Below are 18,149 nucleotides of genomic sequence, written 5' to 3'. Positions count from 1 at the left end.
GTTCTCCTCAATTGATCTTCACGATGCCGCCCTTGACGGTCACCATGCCGTCACCGGAGACATCCACCATCGGTCCCTTGACCGTCGCCTTGGCGCTGCCTTCCACGGTCACCATCGCGCCCTTGATGGTGATGCCCGACGGTGTCAGTTCCACCGTCGAGGGGCCGCATTTCAGGGTGATGCTCTGCCCCGCCTCAAGCGTAATCTTGCCGGCGGTCGCCTTCGTCGACTGGTTGCCGGTCGACAGCGTCAGCGAATCATTGCCCTGGCTGAGCGTGGTCGTGCGGTTGCCCTGGCTCAATGTCAGTTCGTCATTGCCCTGACCCAGCGTCACCTTACGATTGCCCTTGTCGATATCAAGCGTCTCGTTGCCTTTTTCGATTTTCTCGGTGCGGTTGCCCTGCTTGATGGTGAAGGTTTCGTTACCCTCCGAGATTGTCGAGGTTCTGTCGTTCTTGATCGTCCGGGTCTGGTCATGACCGACATCCAGCGTGTCGTCGTTCTCGACCTCGCGCAAAAAGTCCTTTTCGGCATGAAACAGGATCTGCTCGCTACCCTTCTTATCCTCGAAGACGAGTTCATTGGCATTGGCGACCGCGCCCTGCTTGGTGCTGCGCGAACGAAACCCGCTCTTGGTCATCTCGTCCGGCAGGGTCCAGGGCGGCATATTCTCGGCGTTATAGACGGCGCCGGTCACCAGCGGCCGGTCGGGATCACCCTCCAGGAACTGCACCACGACCTCCATGCCGATGCGCGGCGTGAACACCGTGCCCCAGTTCTTGCCGGCCAGCGACTGGGCCACACGCACGAAGCAGGAGCTTTTTTCGTTTTTCGAGCCGTAGCGGTCCCAATGGAACTGCACGCGGATGCGGCCGTATTTGTCGGTGTGGATCTCCTCGCCGCTGGTGCCCACCACCACGGCGGTCTGCGGCCCGTGCGCCAGCGGCCTGGTGCCGACAAAGGGGGTGCGGGCGATACGCGTCGAGGGAATGCCGCGAAAACGGTTGCGATAGGAGGGCTTGCCCTCCATGCCCGGGCGGATGGTGAAATGCGTGCGGTCGTAGACCTCGTGCTCGACACGGGTCAGGACGAAGGCCTTGTTGGCGTCGGCGCCGGCCGGATGTTCTGCCAGCGTGAAGCGGTGGCCCGGCGTGAAGCTGGCGCAGGTCGATTGCCCGTCGACGCTTTCATGCTCGGCCTCTTCCGCCTCAATCGCGGCGGTGGCGAGCCGGGTCAGGTCGTCGTTCTGCACGGTGCCGCCTGGATAGGCGAAATGCTCCCAGGATTTCGACGAGGACGGCTGCACGACGGTGGGCTTGCTGGCCGAGATCGTCGCCGCCGGGCGCTCGAAGTCATAATCCTGCAGCGTCCATTTCGTGTCGGTCAGGTCCAGGCCGAAATTCATCGCAAAGACCGCGTCGCTCGATTCTTCCTTGTCCTGCCGGTAGGCGACGGTGGCCTGCGCGCAATCCTCATAGGCCATGCGGTGATCGGCCAGCACCATCGTATGGCTGCCGGACGCATGCTTGAAATAGTAGAAGATGCCCTCTTCGGCCATCAACCGCTCGATAAAATCGAGATTGGTCTCGCCGAACTGCACGCAATATTCGCGCGGCTTGTAGCTGGCATTGAGCTTTTTCTCGTATTTGACGCCATCGGCCTTCAGGATATCCTCGACGATGTCGGTCACCGTCTTGCCCTGGAAAATCTTGTAGTCAGAGCTGCGTTTCGACACCCACAGCGTCGGGTGGACGGTGAGCGTATAGATGCGATGGCCGTTGCGCGTCGTCGCGCCCGCGACCAGCGCGGTCACGATGCCGTTGACGATGCGACGCTCGCCCCCCGGATGGGTGATCGATACCGTCACGCTTTTGCCCAGGAGATCGCCCGGCGCGAGGGCCGTGCGTTGCGAAAGCGCATCGATCTTGAATTCGAACAGGCGCGACATCCCTTCGGACCCGCGCAACGACGTCGCCACCAGCACATCGGTGCCCAGCGGCGTCTCCAGCATCAACCAGCGGTTGGCTTGGGTCAGCGAAACGGCCATCTTATCGATCCATGACGGCGATCGGCCTTGCGGCCGAGCGCCCTCTTCTCAGCGCCATCAGGCGCTCTTGGTCGTCGCCAGGTCGTAGCTGACGGAAACCGGCGTGCCCGCCTTGTGCTTGTCGTCGAACGGCGTGAACTTGTACTGGATCTTGGTGAAGTTGATCGAGATCGACTCCGTCGGGCGCTCGCCGCCGCTCGAGACCGAGTAGGACGAGATCAGCGCATTGGTCAGCGTGTATTCGGTGTAGGTCACGCCCGGGCTGCCGGTGCTGACGAGGTGGATTTCGACCTTCTTGCCGGCCGCGCCGGTCACCGATTCGACGAACAGCTTGGTCGAAGCCGCATCCATCGACTTGACAAGGGTGATTTCCGAAACGCTGGGCTCGCTGGATTCGCGGTTCCCGGCCGAACCCGACGGCGTCGAGATCGCTCGGCCGACGCCGAACGACACGCTGTGGCAGTCGATCCACTTCTTATGGGTATCGTGGGTGGCTTCCCCGTCGATCCCCTCATACTTCACATAAATTGCCATATGTTAGCTCCCATTGCCAAAATGATTTTACATGCGGAAATCCGATGCCGCGCCGGGGCGGCATCATGTCATTGAGCCGCTGTCGCGGCCGGCTCAAGCGCCTGCTCGCTTTCGGGCGAAGACCGGTCGGAGAACTGGAATTCGCCCGACTCATCGAGCACAACCTCGATATCGCCCACCTGCCGCCCGTCCGCCATGATCGACAGGACATGGGCTGAAAGGCGGGGCAAAAGCCCACGCGAAAGGATGTACTCGATGTTGCGCGCGCCGCTTTCGACTTCCGTGCAGCGGCTGGCGATCTGCTCGACCAGCGCCGGGCCCCAGGTGAGGTTGGCCTTGTAGTTTTCCAGGAAGCGCTTGCGGATGCGGGTCAGCTGAAGCTCGGTGATCTTGCGGATGATATCGTCCGCCAGCGGGAAGTAAGGCACGACCGAGCAGCGGCCGAGGAAGGCCGGCTTGAACGATTTCAGCAGTTCCGGTCGCAGCGCATCGCCCAGTTCCTCTGCGTCCGGCCGGCGGGCCGGGTCGGAATAGAGGCGGTGAATGAGATCGGTGCCCGCATTCGAGGTCATGATGATGATCGTGTTCTTGAAGTCGATGTCGCGGCCTTCGCCGTCGCGCAGCATGCCCTTGTCGAACACCTGGTAGAACACGTCCTGGACACCGGGATGAGCCTTTTCCATTTCGTCGAACAGCACGACGGAATAGGGCCGGCGGCGCACGGCTTCGGTCAGCACGCCGCCTTCGCCGTAGCCGACATATCCGGGCGGCGAGCCGACGAGCATGGAAACCTTATGCTCTTCCTTGAATTCCGACATGTTGATGACGGTGAGGTTCTGCTCGCCGCCATACAGCAGGTCGGCCAGCGCCAGCGCCGTCTCGGTCTTGCCGACGCCCGAGGTCCCGACCATCAGGAAGACGCCGATCGGCTTGCGCGGGTCGAGCAGTTTTGCGCGCGAGGTGCGGATCGTTTCGGCGATGGCCTCCAGCGCATGCGACTGGCCGATGACGCGTTCGCTCAGCTTTTCCTTCAGCGACAGCACCGTCTTGATCTCGTTGGAGACCATGCGTCCCACCGGAATGCCCGTCCAGTTGCCGACGACCTCGGCGATCGCCTGCGCATCGACCGTGACGCGCATCAGCGGCGTTTCACCCTGAAGTGCGGTCAGTTCGCCGTTGAGCGCCGCCAATTCGGCGCGCATGTCGTCCGGCGACTTGCCACCCTCCTCAGGCTCGCCTTCGCCGCCGAGCGCTTCCTGTAGGGCGCGGATGCGCTCGACCAGGTCGCGTTCCCTTTCCCATTGCGCTTCGAGGGCGGCCAGTTCCTCGCCGGTCTTTTCCTTGTCCGCCTTGAGTTCGGCGATGCGGTCGGCATGGTTGGCGCCGATGCGCTCCTCGCGGGCGAGCACGCCAAGATCGACATCGATCATCTCGATGCGGCGGCGGCGATCCTCGACAGAGGCGGGAATGCCATGGGCGGCGACGGCGACGCGGCCGCAGGCCGTGTCGAGCAGGCTGACCGCCTTGTCCGGCAATTGCCGGCTCGGAATATAACGCCGCGACAGGCGCACGGCGTCTTCCACGGCTTCCGCCAGCACGCGCACGCCATGGTGGCGCTCCAGCGTCGGGATCAGGCCACGCATCATGGCGATCGCCGCCTCATCGCCGGGTTCCTCGACCTTGACCACCTGGAAGCGGCGGGTCAGCGCCGGGTCGCGCTCGAAATATTTCTTGTATTCGGCCCAGGTCGTGGCCGCGATGGTGCGCATCTCGCCGCGCGCCAGCGCCGGCTTCAGCAGGTTCGCGGCATCGTTCTGGCCGGCGGCGCCGCCGGCGCCGATCAGCGTATGGGCCTCGTCGATGAACATGATGATCGGCTTCGGCGACGACTTGACCTCGTCGATGACATTCTTCAGCCGGTTCTCGAACTCGCCCTTCATCCCGGCGCCGGCTTGCAGCAGGCCGAGATCGAGCGACAGCAGCTCGACATCCTTCAGCGCCGGCGGCACGTCGCCGGCGGCGATCTTGAGCGCAAAACCCTCGACCACGGCCGTCTTGCCGACGCCGGCCTCGCCGGTCAGGATCGGGTTGTTCTGGCGGCGGCGGGTAAGGATGTCGACGATCTGGCGCGTCTCGGCATCGCGGCCGAGAACCGGATCGATCTTGCCCTCGCGCGCCCGCGCGGTGAGATTGATGGTGTACTGGTCGAGCGCCGAGCCGGAAGCGACGACCGGACGAGCCTCGCCGCCCGATGACGCCTGACCGTCCGAATTCGCGGCGGCACCGCCCGAAGCGGACGAGCCGGCTTCGGAAGAGCCCGCGGCGATCTTGGCGAAGGAGGTGCGCAGTACCTCTGCATTGATGCGCGTGAACTGGCTGGAGGCGTCGCGAGCCAGCGCTGCGAGCGTGTCGTCGCACAGGAGCGCCGCCATGAGATGGCCGCTGCGGATGGCGCGGTCGCTATATTGCAGCGAGGCGAAGATCCAGGCTTCGCGAATCCACTTGATGATGTTCGGAGAAAGTGCCGGCGAACGGCTGTTTCCCGTCTTCTGGCGATCCAGTACCTTGGTCAGGTCTGCGGCCAGCCGGCCGGAATCGATCTCGAAATGCCGCAGGATGGCGGCGATATCGTTGTCCGTACCTTCGATCAGCTTGAGCAGCCAATGTTCGATTTCGACATTGTAATGCGTACGCGACAGGGTCAGACCGACTGCGCCTTCAAGCGCGGAGCGCGTATGCGCATTCAGGCGACCAATCAAGGATTGCAAATCGACGTTCAACAAACACCTTCTCCCCTAAGATGGTGCGAGGCCACAAAAGGCTGTTTCTATGCAGGAATACTAAAGTTTAGTTGACGATTCGAAGACAGAATTTGAATTTTCGCAATGTAGAGCCTATTTTCCGGGCCTTGTCCATGCTCGGCAAGCCGCTATCCGGCGACCGCAGCGTCCACATTTGGGTATATCGGGAACAGGCGCAGAAAACCGCTCATTTCGAAGACCAGACGTATGCGGCTGCTCAAGCCCGACAGGGCCATGCGACCGCCGGCGGCCTTCACCTTCTTGGCCGCCGTCAGGAAGACGGAGAGGCCGGTGCTGCTGATATACTCCAGCCCCGCGAGGTCGATGACGAGATTGACATCGCCGCGGCCGATCACCGCCGCGAGGTGACGATCGAAGGTGGAAGAGCTGACGCTGTCGATTCTGCCTGTCGGCATCACGATTAGCTTGTCCTCGCGACGACTCTCGGCGATGTTCATGGCGTTTTAACCTCAATCATGATGCAATTCGGATATTTCGGAGACGATGTTTCGCTTCGTGTTACCGATGATTTCAGAAATCGCACCCTTGCGCTAGATGACGATCAGCCTTTTGGAGACGCCGGCACGATGGTGCTTAACGCTTCGCTACTGCTTGAACTCACCCATTCCATGCAGCGGTCGCTGCTGCCGCCGCGTTTTCCGGTGCGGCGCGACATCGAGGTCGAATCGGCCTGCACCGAGCCGGAAGGGCTGGTCTGCTTCTACGACCATGTCTGGCTGGAGGCGCAGGTCTTCGCCGCCGCCGCCGTGCGCCTGCACGACGCGGGCATCGAGGGCGCATGGAACGCGGCAGGCCTGCGGCAATCGCTACGCGCGCTGCTGAACCACGAAAGCGATCCCGAAACGGTGATCGGCCTGCTCGGGAAACTCGCACCGACATTGCGGGCCGACATCGCGCTGATGCGGCTCGACCTGGTATCGGGGGCGGTGTCGCTTGCCTGCCTGGGCGAGGCGCAGATCCGCCGCGCCGGCAGCCGCGAGCCGCAGCTTGCCGGCGCGATCGTCCCCGGCGACATCCTTTGGCTGACGGCCGGTCAGGCGCTCCCGCTTGCCGGCGGCGACATCCCTGTCGAGGGGCTGGAGGCGCTGATCCGCCCGGCGCTTGCCGCCGGCAGGGAGAATGCCGGCTGCGCCGTGCATTACAAGGCGGCGCCGAAATCCAAGCGTTCGGCCACCTTCATCGTCACCAACGACCTGACCGGCGTGCCGCCGCTGCTGGAGGATCTCAATCGTTTCTTCCTGCGCCAGGCGCTCGACGACGAGGATGTCGCCGGTCTCGACGTCGCGCTGGACGAGTTGATCACCAACGCCATCAATTACGGCTATCATGACGGCAACGCCCACGAGATCCTCATCGAGGTCAATGTCGAGGGCGACCGGCTGATGATCGACATTCGCGACGACGGGGCGCCCTTCGACCCGCTCTCCATTCCCGAGCCCGACCTGTCGGTCGAGCTGGAGGAGCGCCAGATCGGCGGCCTCGGCATGTATTTCGTGCGCAGTCTGCTTGACAAGGTCGAGTACCGCCGCAGTAATGGCTGGAACGTCGTGAGCCTGGAGAAGCGCTTGCGGCACGGGGCAGGGAGCGAAGAGTGAACGCGGCGCGTATCGGAGATCTCATCTTGCAGGATGCGCCGCATTGCCATGCGCCGATCCATCCGCCGGCGCTGGTGCCGGCCTGCGCGCCGCATCCGGCGCTGCCGCTCGCCATCATCATGGGTCAGCCCAACGTGCTGATCGGCAGCGTGCCGGCGGCGCGCTCCACGGACATGTCGCAACCCTGCGTGTTGCCCGGCTGCGTTCCCGGCGGCCCCGGCATGATCGCCATGGGCTCGTCCTCGGTGCTGATCGGCGGGCTTCCGGCCGCGCGCGTCAACGACATGACCACCCATCCCGCCTGCGTCGCCCCGATCCCGAGCCCGACCGGCAAGATCCTGCCGCCCGGCTGCCCGACCGTCATGATCGGCGGGTAAGAGCCCGTGAAGCTTGCCCATTTCGAGACGCTGGCCCCCGTTTGCCCGCTCTGCCGCCGGCAAGGCCTTGACCATGCGCTCAGCATCGCCGTCATCGAACGGGAAAGCCGCGACGATATCGCCGCCGGCATCCTGCAATGCACGGCCTGCGGCGCCGAATACCCTGTTATCGACGGGTTGCCGATCCTGGTGCCGGATGTGCGCCAGTTCGTGCAGCAGAACCTGTTCTATCTGCTGGCGCGCGACGACCTGACGCCGGCCATCGAAGGCCTGCTCGGCGATGCCGCGGGGCCGGGCAGCGCGCTGGATTCCATCCGCCAGCATGTCTCCTCCTATATGTGGGACCATTGGGGCGACCTCGATCCGCAAGGCTTCGGCCCGGTGCCCGGCGATGCCGCTCCCGGCGGCGTCACCCGGGTGCTCGACGCAGGAATGGCGCTTGCCGGCGATCTCCCCGCCGGCCCGCTGCTCGACATCGGCTGCGGCGCGGGACGAACGGTCGCGGAACTTGCCCGGCGCACCGGGCGAATGACGCTTGGCATCGATATTTCGATACCGCTGTCGCGCGCCGGCCGCCGCGCCGCGGTCGCCGGCCAGGTCGACTACGGCCTGCGCCGCGCCGGCCTCGTCTACGACCGTCGGCGCTATGCCACCGGGCAGGACGATGACGGGCTCGTCGACATCTGGATCTGCGACGTGCTCGCCTTGCCCTTCCGCGCCGATGCCTTCGCGCTTGCCAATGCCCTGAACGTCGTCGATTGCATGGTCGATCCGCGCGCCGGGCTGATGGAGATGAGCCGCATCCTGAGGCCGGGGGCGGCCGCGCTGCTCTCCGTGCCCTTCGACTGGAGCGGCCATGTCACGCCGGTCGAGGCCTGGCTTGGCGGTCACTCTCAAAGGGCGGCCCATGCGGGACGTCCGGAGGCCATCCTCGACATGCTGCTTTCGCCGGGCCCCCTCGCCGCCGGCGGGCTTCGTCGCCAGGGAGAAGCCCGGGAAGTGCCCTGGCATGTGCGCCTGCACGACAGATCCTGTATGCATTACGCAGCCTGTCTTGTGGCCGCGCGGGAAAGCATGGAATAAAGCATCGACGATCCGCGCGCCCCGAATCGAGGGCGCCCCTTCCAATGACTGGAAAGAGATGAACGGCACATGCGACTGCGGCTGATGTTGCAAGGACCATCGCGTTTGATGGGCGCCATTCCGGAAAAGACGCTTGAAGCGGGCAGCATGGTGGTCGGCCGCGCGGCGGAGGCCGACTGGTCGATCCCCGATCCCGAACGCGTTCTCTCCAAGGCGCATTGCCGCATCGACCGCAAGGACGAAGGCTTTTTCCTCACCGATCTCTCGACCAACGGCGTGCGCGTCAACGGCGTGCCGGTCACGCCAGGCGTGCTGCGGCCGCTGGCGGATGGCGACCGGCTGCTGCTCGGCGACGCCATCGTCGGCGTGATCATCGAAGATGGCCCGGCCGGGATCGCGGATGTTCCGCGCGCCGCCGCCGAGACCGCCGATCCCTTCCCAGACGGCCCCTTCGGCTTCGATGCCGCTGCTGCTCCGCCACAGGCGCAGGCGCCGCAGGCGGCCGTTTCCGCCGCGCCGGTTGCGGCGCCAGAAACCAGGATCATGCAGGACTGGTGGGATCCGAGTGCAGCTTCGGGCAAGTCCGATGTGCCAGACTGGCGCAATCCCGGACCGGAAAGCGCCGATTCGCCTTCCGTCCCGGCCTCCGCCGCGCATCGGGCTTCAGCGGCGGTAAACGGTATGGAGGATATAGTCATGATGGCTGCCACGGTGGAAAAGGCCGCGCTGATCCGCGCCCTTGACGCCGCGGTTTCAGTGTTGGACGGAGAGCGGGAAAAATTCATGCAGCGGCTTCGCCAGTTGCTCAGCGAGGAGTCGTCGCGTTGGGTGTAATGGGATTTGCGGCGCGCGGAGGGCTCCTGCGTGCCGTACCGAAAGGCCTGTCGGTGGCCGCGCGTTTCGTGTTCGTCTGCGTGCTTGCGTCAAGCCTGACGGCCTGCGGGCTGTTCGGCAAGAAGGACGTGCCGCCGCCGAAGGAGATCGAGATCAAGCCGGCGCCTGCGGCAGCCAGCCTCGATTTCGTCGCGGTCGCCTCGCCATTGGCCAATCCCGGCCCGGACGGCGTGCCGGCGCCCGTCGTCATGCGGCTCTATCAGCTCAATGCCGAAACCAACTTCTCGAACGCGAGTTTTCGCCAGCTTTGGGAAGAGGATGCCAAGACGCTGGGGCCTACCATGCTCGGCAAGACGGAGATTTACCTGACGCCCGGCGGCATCGAGCACGTCAAGGCCAACCTGATCGAGGGCACGAGCATCGTTGCCGTCGTGGTCGGCTTCCGCAATTTCGAAAATGCAAAATGGCGGGCAATGGTCGGCTTGCAGGGCGAGAAGCGCTTCAAGCTGAAGGCCGATCTCAAGACGCTCGCGGTGGATCTGGGTCCGCAGGACTGAGGCGTTTTCAGCGAAGCACGCAGCGGCTTTCCGGGAAATGCTTAAAAAAGGCGTTGGAGTATTTTCGCTCTTCTGGGGAAAAGCGAAAAGGCCCGACGGCATTCAGGCAAAGGTGCGTAACCGGTTTCGCGCCGGTTACTTGGGAAGGGAAAGCGACCATGTCGTTTGACAAAGTTATCTGGTCGGAGGGCATGTTCATCCGCGCCCAGCACTTCCAGCAGGATGCCCGTTATGTCGAGCGGCTGATCCGCAGCCGCTCCAAGGGCCTGCGCCCCTATGGCTGGGGCCTGACCGAGCTGCGGCTGAACCGCGAGCTTCTGTCGATCGGCCGCTTCGGCGTCGAACGCGCCTCCGGCGTGTTCGCCGACGGCACGCCCTTCAGCATTCCCGCCGATGTCGCAGGCTTGCAGCCGCTGGTGCTCAACGAAAACGTCCGAAACGCCATCGTCTATCTCACCTTGCCGATCAGCCAGCCGGGGGGACAGGAAGCCGCCGATCCCGACGCGGAAACCCTGACGCGCTACGTCGCCAGCGAAATCGAGGTTGCCGACGCCAACAGCAGCGACATGTCGGCCGCCCCGATCACGGTCGGCAAGCTGCGCCTGCGCTACCAGCTCGAATCCAGCGACCGCAGCGGCTTCGTCGGCATCGGCCTTGCCCGCATTATCGAGGTGCGCGCCGACAACACCGTCGTGCTCGACGAATCCTACGTGCCGCCGACGCTGGATTGCCAGGTCGCCGGCCTGCTCTCCGGCTTCATGACCGAGATCGTCGGCCTGCTCAACCATCGCGGCGAGGCGATCGCCAACCGTCTGGCCGGTGCAAGTGCGGGAACGGCGGCCGAGATGACCGACGCGATGATGCTGCAGGCGATCAACCGCTACCAGCCGCTGTTTTCGCATCTGGCCTCCGCCTCCTTCGTGCATCCCGAAAGCCTCTACATGGCCGCCATCGGCCTGGCCGGCGAGCTTGCCACCTTCACCAGCCCGACGCGCCGGCCGCGCGCCTTCCCGGTCTACGACCACGAGCGCATCCAGCCGAGCTTCACGCCTGTCATCGCCGCGATCCGGCAGTCGCTCAGCGTCGTGCTGGAGCGCAGCGCCATTGCCATTCCGCTCACCGAGCATCGCTACGGCATCCGCGTCGCCGATGTGCCGGATCGCTCGCTCTACCTCAAATATGCCTTCGTGCTGGCGGCCAAGGCGGATATCCCCTCGGATACGCTGATGCGCCGCCTGATCGGCCAGATCAAGATCGGGCCGGTCGAGCAGATCTCGGAACTGGTCAACACCGCCCTTCCCGGCATCATGCTGCGCAGCCTGCCGGTGGCGCCGCGCCAGATTCCCTATCATTCCGGCAAGGTCTATTTCGAGCTCGACCGCACCAGCCCGATCTGGAAGCAGATCGCCAGCGGCGCCGGGCTCGCCATTCATGTCGCCGGGGATTTCCCGGGGCTTGAGCTCGATCTCTGGGCCATCAAGGATTAAGGGAGAGAGACGCTGACCGATCCTTTTTCCCTTCCCGACGAGGACGATACGATCCGCAGGCCGCTGCCGAGCGAGCCGCCACGCGTGGTGCCGATGGCACCGCATGCCTTTGCGCAACAGAACGTCTTTGCACCAAAGAGCGAGGGAGAAGCCTTGCGTCGTTCTGGCCCGAGCGCCTCGCTTGACGATTATTTCGATCTCGGCGCCAAGCAGACCCAGGGATATGCCGACGATTTCGGCCTCCAGGCGCCGGTGGAGCGCCAGACGCGCCGCAACGATCCGGCCATCGACAAGGCCTTCGACATGGCGGCGATCAACCCGCTGGTCAGCGCCGCCTCGCCGCTGCTGTGGCTGGCCGGCCGGCTGATCGAAAGCGCGCCGCCGGAGGATATCCCCGAATTCCGCAGCCGGGTGATGGATGAGATCCGCAATTTCGAAACCTCGGCGATGACCAAGGATGTGCCCGACCGGCTCATCCGCGTTTCGCGTTACGCGCTCTGCGCCACCATCGACGACATCATCCTCAGCACGCGTTGGGGGGCTGCCAGCGGCTGGGCGAGCAGCAGCCTCGTCGGCGTCCTCTATAACGAGACCTGGGGCGGCGAGCGTTTCTACGACCTGCTTCAGCAGGTCTCGCAGCAGCCCGAGCAGAATGTCGACGCGCTGGAACTGCTGGCCATCTGCCTCGCCATCGGCTTTTCCGGCAAATACCGGGTGATGGAAGGCGGGCAAGGCCAGTTACAGCGCCTGCGCCACGATCTCTACCGCACCATCCGCCGCATTCGCGGCCCTTACGAGCGCAATCTTTCGGCCGCCTGGCAGACGATTGCCGCGCCGCATCGCCCGCCGCTCAGCATGGTCGCGCCCTGGGCCATCGCCCTGCTGCTGCTCCTGCTGCTGATCGGCCTCTGGGCCTTTTCCAGCATCACGCTGCAATCCGATGTCGAGCGCTCGGCACAGCAGATCCGCGCCTTGGTGCCGACCATTCCGGTGGTCGTCGAAAAGGCCGGCATTCCCGATATCCCCGCCCCCGTGCCGCCGGTGCGCAAGACGCAGATCGAGCGCATTTCCGAGGTGCTGGCGCCCGAAATCGCCGCGCAGCGCACCGAAGTCGTGCAGGTCGGCGAGGAGATCGTCATCCGCATGCTCGCCGCCTCCTTCCCCTCCGGCGGCCTCGATCTCGCCGCGACCGAGGAACCGGTCGTCACCCAAATCGGCGCGGCGCTGAACCCGGAGCCCGGCCGCATCACCGTCCTTGGCCATACCGACAACGTGCCTGTCGGCGCCGGCAGCGCGCTCGGCAACAACATGGATATCTCCGTCGCCCGCGCCCGCTCGGCGGCGCAGATGCTGCAGCATCATCTCGACGATCCCGGCCGCGTCGTCTTCGAGGGACGCGGCGAGGACGATCCGATTGTCGCCAACGACACGGCCGAGGGACGCGCGCGCAACCGCCGCGTGGAATTCCGCATCCCCGCGGAAAAGCAGCCATGAAGCCGTGGTCGCTCGCGCTCTGGCTGCTCGGACTGCCGGTCGCCGCTGTCGCCGGCTGGATGCTGTGGGCGAATGGCGGGCAATGGCTCGGCCTGTCGACGGTGGCACCGGAGCTGCGCTTCGCGCTGTCGATGGCGCCGCTCACGCTCTGGGCGCTGGTGCCGGTGGTGTTCTGGCGGCGCTTCCTGCGCAATTCGGCGACGGAATCGCCGACGCTGAAGACCAACCGCCGCGCCGTCATCGCCTTTCTCGCCAAGCGCGGCCTCAAGGGTGAGCGCGGCCGCAATTCCGTGCCCTTCTTCCTCGTCGCCGGCCCGCCCGGCAGCGGCAAGACCAGCATTCTCGAACGCGCCGACCAGAAGCTCGGCATGCCCGTTTCCATCGCCGACGCGACATGGTGGGTCGGCCCCGATGCCGTCTATGTCGAGGCGTCGCTGATCGACACCGACCAGATGCGCGCCATCTTCGAGCTGCTGCGCAGCCTGCGCCCGCTGCAGCCGCTGAACGCGACGCTGCTGACCATCAGCCCCGCCGACCTGACGCTTGCCGATCTCGAAGAGCAGCGCATGGTGATGCAGGCCGTCGCCAACGGCTTACGGCTGCTCGACGATATCGCCCAGAGCCGCATCCCGACCTATCTCGGCCTGACCAAGACCGATCTCATTCCCGGTTTTCGCGAGTTCTTCGACCGCTACGAACAGCAGGAGCGCGACCAGCCCTGGGGTTTCCTGCTGCCCTTCGAGACCATGGCCGAGGCGCGCCCGGCCGCCGAGCGCGCCCAGGAAATCGACCGCGGTTTCCAGGATATCCTCGCTTCGATGCGCGCCCGGCATATGGAATGGCTGTCGCGCGAGGCCGATCCGGTGCGCTGCGGCCATCTGCAGAGCTTTTCCGCCCAGATCGCCGCCTTGCAAAAGACCATCGCGCCGCTCTTGGACGGGCTTTCCCCGGATGGGGACCGCAGCTGGCAGGGCGCGTTCTTGCGCGGCATCTTCCTGACCAGCGCCCGGCAGGAGCCGCTCTCCATCGACGCGCTGCTGCCGGAGCTGTCCCGGCGTTTCGCCATGCCGCGCATCGGCATGTTGCCGCCCGATCTCGGGCTGGACGACGAGGATCGCGGCTACTTCATCAACGGCGTGCTGAAATCGGTGATGCTGCCGGAGTCCGGCCTCGTCTCGAAAAGCCGCCGCCACCGCGTCCGCACCTATCTCCAGACCGCGATGCTGGCCGCCAGCATTCTCGCCATCTGCGGCGCCGGCTACTGGATCTATACGAGTTTCGGTCGCGACGTCGAACTGGCGAGCCGCGTCGGTGACCGCACGCTCTCGATCACGCCGATCCGCAGCCCGTCCAAACCGGCCGATCTGCCGGTGCTGCTGCACACGCTGCGCGATCTCGATAGCCTCGCCCGGGAAACCGATGCGGATGCGGCCCGCGTCTCGCCCATGTTCGCCGCCCCGGCCGCGCGCAGCCTGCGCCAGCGCATCGACGCCATGCGCCATACGCTCAGCGCGCAAGCGCTGGTCCAGCATGTCGCGACCCGCCTCGAAGCCGCGCTTGCCGACATGAGCGCCGATCCGGCGACGCTGCGCGCCCGTATCGATCTCGCCACACAGGCGGGGGCGGCCGAAACGCCCGCCTTCCGCGACTGGCTCACCGCAAACACCGCCGACCTTTCGCCCGAGGATCGCGCACTGCTGGACGGCTTGGCTCCCACGGCTATCCACGATGCCGGCGGCCTCGTCATCGATCCCGTCTATATCGACGCCGCGCGGCGGATCATCGCCTATAAGGAAAGCCTGTCGTGAGGGCGCGCCGGGCGATCAGGCGATTCTGGACCTTTCTGAAGCGGCCGTCGGTCTGGCTGTCGCTTTGCGTCCTGATCCTCGCTTTGCTCGTCTGGTTCGTCGGCCCGGCCATCGCCTTCGGCGAGGTGCAGCCGCTCGGCTCCGCCACCGTCCGCCTCGCCTGCCTGCTGGTTCTGGCGCTGATCTGGGGCATCGGCAGCTTTTTCGTGCGCACCCGCCGCTCCAGCGAGGACGAGGCGCTGCTCGCCGCCCTGCGCCGCCAGGAAGAGGAGGCGGAAGCAGCCCGCGACAGGGGGGATGCCGCCGCCGATGCCGAGTTCGCCGCCTTCCGCGATGCCGGCCGGGCGGTTCTCTCTTTCCTGCGCCGCCGCAGCGGTTTCCGTTTCGTCAGCAGCCGTTATACCCTGCCCTGGTATATCGTGCTCGGCGCGAACAGCGTCGGCAAATCCAGCGTCCTCAAGGCCAGCGGCATCGCCGCGCCCTATGACACCGATCCCGGCACCGGGCCGGCGCAGTTCCACATCACCGACAAGGCGGTGCTGGTCGAATTCGAGGGCCGCTTCACCGCCGCCAACGACACCGGCGCGGTGCTGCTGTGGCAGCGCATGCTCGACCAGCTCCGCCGCTGGCGTCGCCAGCAGCCGGTCAACGGCATCCTGCTCGTTCTCGACGTGCAATATCTGCTGTCGCGGCCGGAGGAGCATATCGTTGCGGAAGCCGCATCGCTGCGCAAGCGCCTCGACGAAACCATGGCGCGGCTGCGCACCACGGCGCCCGTCTATGTGCTGGTCAACAAGCTCGACATGGTGGTCGGCTTCGAGGAATTCTTCGATTCGCTGACCTCGGAGGAGCGCAATGCCGTTCTCGGCGTGCCGCTCAGTGCGCTCCGCAAGACCGACGGCGCCACCGCCAGGGGCAGCTTCCTCCCAGGCTTTTCGAATATCGTCGAGGGCTTTTCCCGCCACCAGTTCCTGCGCCTGCAGGACGAGCCGGACGAATTGCGCCGGCGGCGGATTTTCGAGTTTCCCGGGCAATTCTCGCTGCTGCAATCGCGGCTGACGCCGTTCCTGTGGGAACTCTGCGTCGACCATCGTTTCGCCGATGCGCCGAATGTGCGCGGCGTGTTCTTTTCCAGCACCGTTCAATCCGGCGATTTCCGCGACGGCATGGGCCCGGTTCTCGCCCCGAGCTTCGGCCAGCGCCGCGACGGGCTGTTCCTGCAGCCCGAAACGGGCCAAGTCCGCGCCCGGCCGTTCTTCCTCTCCGGCCTGTTTCGCGATGTCATCCTGCCCGAAGCCAATCTCGGCGGGCTGACCCGACCGGCGCTGGTCGCCAACCGGCTCTACAAGGTCGGCGGAAACCTGCTGCTTTTCGCCCTCATCGCCATCATGATCTCCCTGTGGATCCTGAGTTTCGGCGAGGGCCGCGCCTATACCGCCCGCATCGCGACCGGCGTCGAGGCCGGGCGCGTCAACATTGCCGAGGCCTCGCCCGACGGAAAGATGCCGTCGCAATTCGACCCCGTGCTCGACGTCCTCGACCGGCTGCGCACGCTGGCCGAGGAGGAGCCGCGCCGGGCGACGCTCGGGCTCTACAGCGCCGAGCCGGTCAACAGCGCGGCGCGCGACGCCTATGACAAGGCGCTCGCCAACCTGTTGTTCCCCTTCGTCTGGAGCTATCTTCGCGACGGTCTCGATCATCCCGAGACGCCGGCGGCCCTGCGCTTCCAGCAGCTGAAATTCTACCTGACGCTGACCGAGCATCGCGTGCCGGATCGCGAGACCGCCGACCTGCTCAGCGCCGATTTCGCCACCAACTGGCTCGTCCACGAGGCCGATACCGGCACGCAGCTGCGCATCGCCCGCCATTTCGCGGCCCTTGCCGCCGCACCCCTCACCGTGTCGCCGGCCGATACGGCGCTGGTCAACCGCGCCCGCCGCTGGATCGCCGATTACACGTTAGCGCGGTTGGGCTACGACCTCGTGCAGGCCATGCCCGCCGTCCAGTCGCTGCCCGTCTGGCGGCCGGTCGATCACATGGGGCTTACCGGCCCGCAGGCGCTGTCGCGGGTCAGCGGCGACGGTTTCTGGGACGGCGTGCCCGGCCTTTATACGCGCGATGGCCTCATCGGCACGATGCGCGAGGTCGCGGCGACGGCGGCGCGCCATCTCGCCGACGATCTCTGGGTGATGGGCGACGACGCGCCGCTCGGCGAGCGCGACAGCGCCCGCATCCGCGATGGCATCCTCGATCTCTACCGCGTCGACTACATCAACAAATGGTCGTCGCTGCTCGCCGATATCGGCCCGGCCGGCGCCGACCGCGCCGTCGATGTCGCCCACTCCATCGCCATCATCACCGGCAATCCCTCGCCGCTCAAGGAACTGCTGACCGCCATCGCCGCCGAGACGGATCTGGAGGCGGCGACCACCGTCGTCCTCGACGCCGCCGTCGGCGCGACCACGGCGCGGGTCAAATCCGTGACCGGCTCGGCCTACCAGCCGCGCCGCAGCGTCGACGTCGCCAAATCGGTTTCCGAATATTTCCGCGCCTTCCGCAATGCGGTGACGGCGCCGGAGGGGCAGCAGGCGCCGGCCGACGCCATGCTGGCGGCGATGCAGCCGCTTTATCGGATGCTGAACCACGTCGCCAATGGCGGCGACGTGCTGGAACTCGGCACCGAGCCGCAGACGCTGCTGAAGGATCTCGCCAGCCGCAACGACAACCTGCCGCCGGTGCTGCAGCCGGTCTTTGCCCGCATCCTCGCGCAGGTGGCGGCGATCACCGGCGGCAGCTCGCGCGAGCGGCTGGCGCAGATCTGGAAGACAAACGTGCTGCCACTCTGCGATGCGACGATGACGGCGCGCTATCCCTTCGACCGCACCGCCGCCAACGACACGTCGCTCGAAGATTTCGCAAAACTGTTCGGTCCCAAGGGCGCCATCGCCGGTTTCCACAACGATTACCTGAAGCCGTTCATCGACACGACCACGCATCCGTGGCGCTGGCGGCCGGGCCAGCAGGTGGGGCTCGGCTTCGACGACGCGACGCTGGCGGCGCTGGAACAGGCCAATGCGATCACGACCATGTTCTTCTCCGATCAGGAGAAGCCGAACCTCGATTTCATGATCACGCCCGGCAAGCTCGACGCCAAGGCGCGCGCCTTCGTGCTCGATGCCGGTGGGCAATCCCTGCTCTACAGCCACGGGCCGATCGTCGACACGCCGTTCCAGTGGCCGCCGCAGAATGTTTCGGCCGGTGCCAATCTTTCGGTGATGCCGGAGGTGCAGGGCGAGCGCAATCTCATCGCCCGGCAAGGCCCGTGGGCGATCTTCCGCCTGCTCGACAGCTTCCGCATGATGACCAAGCAGCCGACCGACAGCGTCGATTATCTCGCCCGCGTCGGCAGCCGCCGGGTGTTGCTGCGGGTCACGGCCTCGGCGACGCGCAATCCTTTCGCCAAGAACATCCTCGCGGGCTACGCCTGCCCGCAACTGTAGCAAGAAAGGCG

Annotated in this window: 13 protein-coding genes; 9 read left to right on the top strand and 4 right to left on the bottom strand. The window is 65.6% G+C overall.

What is annotated here, in order from left to right:
• Positions 1-7 precede the first annotated feature (7 nt).
• The 4 genes from tssI to P7F60_RS18015 form a co-directional block, all read right to left on the bottom strand.
• Entirely contained in the window at positions 8-2,047 is a 2,040-nt protein-coding gene (tssI, locus tag P7F60_RS18030) for a type VI secretion system tip protein TssI/VgrG (RefSeq protein ID WP_277919131.1), read from the bottom strand.
• A gap of 57 nt (positions 2,048-2,104) precedes the next feature.
• A complete protein-coding gene (locus P7F60_RS18025; RefSeq protein WP_277919130.1) occupies positions 2,105-2,581 on the bottom strand; it encodes a type VI secretion system tube protein Hcp in 477 nt (158 codons plus the stop codon).
• A 68-nt stretch (positions 2,582-2,649) separates the two neighbouring features.
• Positions 2,650-5,361: a type VI secretion system ATPase TssH gene (tssH, locus tag P7F60_RS18020; RefSeq protein ID WP_277919129.1), complete on the bottom strand. Its 2,712-nt coding sequence runs from the start codon at positions 5,359-5,361 to the stop codon at positions 2,650-2,652.
• 149 nt (positions 5,362-5,510) lie between these two features.
• Positions 5,511-5,840, bottom strand: a complete 330-nt coding sequence (locus tag P7F60_RS18015) for an STAS domain-containing protein (protein ID WP_277919128.1) — start codon at positions 5,838-5,840, stop codon at positions 5,511-5,513.
• A gap of 129 nt (positions 5,841-5,969) precedes the next feature.
• Between P7F60_RS18015 and P7F60_RS18010 the strand changes: the two genes are divergently transcribed.
• The 9 genes from P7F60_RS18010 to tssM all read left to right on the top strand — a co-directional run bounded on the left by P7F60_RS18010 (position 5,970) and on the right by tssM (position 18,138).
• The gene (locus P7F60_RS18010; RefSeq protein ID WP_277919127.1) at positions 5,970-6,998 is read left to right on the top strand and encodes an ATP-binding protein; all 1,029 of its coding nucleotides are present in this window, start codon (positions 5,970-5,972) and stop codon (positions 6,996-6,998) included.
• Positions 6,995-7,375 (top strand): PAAR domain-containing protein, encoded by a 381-nt coding sequence (locus P7F60_RS18005; RefSeq protein ID WP_277919126.1) that lies wholly within the window; start codon positions 6,995-6,997, stop codon positions 7,373-7,375. Before P7F60_RS18010 ends, P7F60_RS18005 begins: the two co-directional genes overlap by 4 nt.
• A gap of 6 nt (positions 7,376-7,381) precedes the next feature.
• Positions 7,382-8,458, top strand: a complete 1,077-nt coding sequence (locus P7F60_RS18000) for a methyltransferase domain-containing protein (RefSeq protein ID WP_277919125.1) — start codon at positions 7,382-7,384, stop codon at positions 8,456-8,458.
• Between the two features lie 108 nt (positions 8,459-8,566).
• Positions 8,567-9,292, top strand: coding sequence for an FHA domain-containing protein (locus P7F60_RS17995; protein WP_277919124.1), 726 nt, complete (start codon positions 8,567-8,569; stop codon positions 9,290-9,292).
• Positions 9,292-9,849 (top strand): type VI secretion system lipoprotein TssJ, encoded by a 558-nt coding sequence (gene tssJ, locus P7F60_RS17990; RefSeq protein WP_277919195.1) that lies wholly within the window; start codon positions 9,292-9,294, stop codon positions 9,847-9,849. The genes P7F60_RS17995 and tssJ overlap by 1 nt, the downstream gene beginning before the upstream one ends.
• A gap of 158 nt (positions 9,850-10,007) precedes the next feature.
• The gene (tssK, locus tag P7F60_RS17985; protein ID WP_277919123.1) at positions 10,008-11,336 is read left to right on the top strand and encodes a type VI secretion system baseplate subunit TssK; all 1,329 of its coding nucleotides are present in this window, start codon (positions 10,008-10,010) and stop codon (positions 11,334-11,336) included.
• 153 nt (positions 11,337-11,489) lie between these two features.
• The gene (icmH, locus tag P7F60_RS17980) at positions 11,490-12,830 is read left to right on the top strand and encodes a type IVB secretion system protein IcmH/DotU (RefSeq protein WP_277919122.1); all 1,341 of its coding nucleotides are present in this window, start codon (positions 11,490-11,492) and stop codon (positions 12,828-12,830) included.
• Entirely contained in the window at positions 12,827-14,638 is a 1,812-nt protein-coding gene (locus P7F60_RS17975) for a type VI secretion protein IcmF/TssM N-terminal domain-containing protein (protein WP_277919121.1), read from the top strand. The genes icmH and P7F60_RS17975 overlap by 4 nt, the downstream gene beginning before the upstream one ends.
• Complete coding sequence (gene tssM, locus P7F60_RS17970; RefSeq protein ID WP_277919120.1) at positions 14,635-18,138, top strand: type VI secretion system membrane subunit TssM; 3,504 nt, start codon at positions 14,635-14,637, stop codon at positions 18,136-18,138. The genes P7F60_RS17975 and tssM overlap by 4 nt, the downstream gene beginning before the upstream one ends.
• The last annotated feature ends 11 nt before the right edge of the window (positions 18,139-18,149 follow it).

Origin of the sequence: Rhizobium sp. YJ-22 (genome assembly GCF_029601685.1) — a bacterium.
Classification (GTDB): domain Bacteria; phylum Pseudomonadota; class Alphaproteobacteria; order Rhizobiales; family Rhizobiaceae; genus Metarhizobium.
Note: the sequence above shows the minus strand (reverse complement) of the source record. Positions and strands in the feature narration are given on the sequence as shown.

Excerpts from the sequence above, each read along its gene's own strand:
- P7F60_RS17975 (WP_277919121.1), top strand. The coding sequence starts at position 12,827 with ATGAAGCCGTGGTCGCTCGCGCTCTGGCTGCTCGGACTGCCGGTCGCC.
- tssK (WP_277919123.1), top strand. The coding sequence starts at position 10,008 with ATGTCGTTTGACAAAGTTATCTGGTCGGAGGGCATGTTCATCCGCGCC.
- P7F60_RS18025 (WP_277919130.1), bottom strand. The coding sequence starts at position 2,581 with ATGGCAATTTATGTGAAGTATGAGGGGATCGACGGGGAAGCCACCCAC.
- tssI (WP_277919131.1), bottom strand. The coding sequence starts at position 2,047 with ATGGCCGTTTCGCTGACCCAAGCCAACCGCTGGTTGATGCTGGAGACG.
- P7F60_RS18015 (WP_277919128.1), bottom strand. The coding sequence starts at position 5,840 with ATGAACATCGCCGAGAGTCGTCGCGAGGACAAGCTAATCGTGATGCCG.
- P7F60_RS17995 (WP_277919124.1), top strand. The coding sequence starts at position 8,567 with ATGGGCGCCATTCCGGAAAAGACGCTTGAAGCGGGCAGCATGGTGGTC.
- tssJ (WP_277919195.1), top strand. The coding sequence starts at position 9,292 with ATGGGATTTGCGGCGCGCGGAGGGCTCCTGCGTGCCGTACCGAAAGGC.
- P7F60_RS18010 (WP_277919127.1), top strand. The coding sequence starts at position 5,970 with ATGGTGCTTAACGCTTCGCTACTGCTTGAACTCACCCATTCCATGCAG.